The sequence below is a fragment of the Streptomyces sp. NPDC051776 genome, from assembly GCF_040681345.1.
Taxonomy (GTDB): Bacteria; Actinomycetota; Actinomycetes; order Streptomycetales; family Streptomycetaceae; genus Streptomyces.
In genome coordinates this window covers 1-1,015 of record NZ_JBFAYQ010000177.1, presented here as the reverse complement: position 1 = coordinate 1,015, position 1,015 = coordinate 1, and the positions used below count along the sequence as shown (strand labels likewise).

At 39.1% G+C, this 1,015-nt stretch carries 1 pseudogene; it reads right to left on the bottom strand.

Annotation, left to right across the window (positions count from 1 at the left end):
• Positions 1-235 precede the first annotated feature (235 nt).
• Positions 236-495: pseudogene (locus tag AB0M26_RS31975) on the bottom strand (transposase); the annotation flags it as partial.
• Positions 496-1,015 lie beyond the last annotated feature (520 nt).

Below are 1,015 nucleotides of genomic sequence, written 5' to 3'. Positions count from 1 at the left end.
AAAATGACATTGCAAAAGTATTAAATCAAAAAGGATATGAGTCTGTACCTTATTTTTTCGGAAGTTTGTCAAATGGTGTTGAAGGATAGTTTCTATCCTTTGGAGATCTCCTCGTGTGGGAGATCTTTTTTGTTGTTTTATTAGTTCCGGCGTTTAATCTGGTGTGTTGTCTGAATATCGTACTTGAAGGCATAACAAATAAGCCTACCATCGTGACGTTATTGTGGTAGATAATCTAGGCAATCAGCTGGTAGACGCGTGTGAACATATTGGCCTGATTGGAGAAGCCATAACAAGCACGTTTGAGCTCCTTGATCTTACGGTTGATGCCCTCTCTATCGGTCCGTTAGAGTAGGACGATTTGGCAGCGTTAATTACTCCATTAAGATTCTTTCGTAGGGTATGCATGGCCGTATCTAGGGGCATGCCGTTAGGCTGATAGTTAGTGATGATATTCTTGAGTTCATCAGCGTGACGCCCCATCAAATCATGCAAGTGTCTAATAAGATTGGGTTTTTGATCAACTGTCACAACAGTTTTGGGTTTTCGATAACGTTTGCTCAGAAGTCAATAAATTGGACTATTTTTGTTCAGTTAATTTGGAAAGTCTATATTTTGGGGGTCACTACACTCTTCGGCTTTTCGGTGTCTACTGAAATCAAAGTATTAATGGGAATAACAGCCTAAGATATTTGGAGTTCAGAGCGGGCGTGTTTGATTTTCAAACTTTTCAACAGAACCGGATTAGAGACTAAATCCAGATACTATGTCAGATTATCCACTAAATAATCAAATTCTTCATCAGTGCTATAAGTACAATCCGTTCGGGGATAACTCAGCAACTTGGCTTCATATAAACTTTGAATAGTAAGCAGTAAATAACTGACTGTATTGCTTCTAACCGATTAAGTGACACGGTTTAGAACCGAAAAGACATATTGTCCTGTGCTACAATCAAGTCGACCAAAACAAATTGAAGGTGAGCGTCAAATATGCCCAATACCATTGACTCACC